The organism is Rhodococcus sp. IEGM 1379, assembly GCF_030056815.1.
In the GTDB taxonomy this organism is placed as follows: domain Bacteria; phylum Actinomycetota; class Actinomycetes; order Mycobacteriales; family Mycobacteriaceae; genus Rhodococcus_F.
Genome location: NZ_JASHKR010000198.1, coordinates 1 through 608 on the forward strand (window position 1 = coordinate 1; position 608 = coordinate 608).

A 608-nucleotide genomic window follows, 5' to 3' on the forward strand; every position below is an offset into this window, starting at 1 on the left:
GCGGAGATGCGGCCTTCGACCATCGAGTTGCCGAGGGTGCCGGCGTTGAAGTTCACGAAGCCCTCGTGCATGACGGTGGTACCGGCTGCGAGGTGTGCGCCCAGGCGGACACGATCGGCATCGGCGATGCGTACACCGGCGGGGACGACGTAGTCGACCATGCGGGGGAACTTGTCGACGCTGAAGACGGTGACGACGCCGCGGATGCGCAGACGCGAACGAACCTGCTCGAAGCCTTCGACGGCGCACGGGCCGAAGTTGGTCCAGACGACGTTGGCGAGGAGGCCGAACTGACCGTCGAGGTTGAGGCCGTGAGGCGCAACGATGCGGTGAGAAAGTAGGTGAAGGCGCAGGTAGACGTCATAGGCGTCGACCGGGGCCTTGCTGAGGTCGGCGATAGTGGTGCGGACGATGACCTGCGAAACCTCGCGAGCCTCGTCGTTGCCGGCCAGCAGGGCGAGATCGGAAGGAATGTCTGTTCCTTCGACGTTCTCGGTACCGGTCTTGTCGAATGTTCCCAGCTCCGGTGCGGGGAACCAGGTGTCGAGGACGGTTCCGTCCGCGGTCACGTTGGCGATACCTACTGCTGTTGCTCCCTGTGCGCTCAC

General features: G+C 64.5%; 1 protein-coding gene. It reads right to left on the reverse strand.

Going from position 1 to position 608, the window contains the following annotated elements; genetic code table 11:
* Positions 1–608: 2,3,4,5-tetrahydropyridine-2,6-dicarboxylate N-succinyltransferase (locus tag QM600_RS29505; RefSeq protein ID WP_502943140.1), on the reverse strand; the 608-nt coding region annotated here is incomplete at both ends.